Genomic DNA, 791 nt, shown 5'->3' on the forward strand with positions numbered 1-791 from the left:
CTTCACCGCGTGCGGTCCCACCAACCGCCATGTACAGAAGGGGGCAGCCCGAGTGGCGGAGCTGGGGGAATGGGTGGGATCCCGGTGCCGACGGGACATGCTGGCCGATCAGGGGTTCGGAGCGGCCATTTGGGCGGCAGCAGATCGAGGAGAGATCACCGAACAGCAGGCCCCGCTCGTCGTTCGGTCCTTGCTCACGGCGGGCGTTGACACAACCGTGCACGCCATCTCCGCCATCTTGCACTGTTTCGCGACTCACCCGGACCAGTGGCAGCGCCTCCGTGCCGATCCTTCCTTGGTTCGGACAGCGTTCGACGAGGCCATTCGTCTAGAGTCGCCGGTCCAGACGTTCTTCCGAACCACCACCCAACCCATTCGAGTGGGGTCTGTGGAGATACCGGCAGACGAAAAGGTGCTGCTGTTCCTGGGTGCCGCCAACCGCGATCCACGGCGCTGGGAGGAACCCAACACCTTCGATCTTTCCCGCGACCCTTCAGGCCATATGGGCTTTGGCATGGGGATTCATCAGTGCGTGGGTCAACACGTGGCTCGCCTTGAAGCCGAGGCGATACTCAACGCGCTGATCAGGCGCGTACAACACCTGGAGCTCAACGGCGAGCCCGTTCGCCACCTCAACAACACGCTGCACGCGTGGGCGTCCGTTCCCGTTCGGGTGGAGCTAGACCACGAAGGGGCTCAATCGACCGGTTCGCCAACATCGCTCGTAACTCCGGCAGCCAACCCGTAGCCTTTTCCTGCACAACTGGCCGCGTTCAGGGAATTCGGGACTA

General features: G+C 63.2%; 1 protein-coding gene. It reads left to right on the forward strand.

The annotated features are described in order from the left end of the window. A partial coding sequence (locus tag GTW58_RS13215) for a cytochrome P450 (RefSeq protein ID WP_168023572.1) occupies window positions 1–748 on the forward strand: 748 nt, incomplete at its 5' end. Window positions 749–791: the final 43 nt, after the last annotated feature.

This window comes from Kocuria subflava (genome assembly GCF_012163155.1).
GTDB classification, from domain to species: domain Bacteria; phylum Actinomycetota; class Actinomycetes; order Actinomycetales; family Micrococcaceae; genus Kocuria; species Kocuria subflava.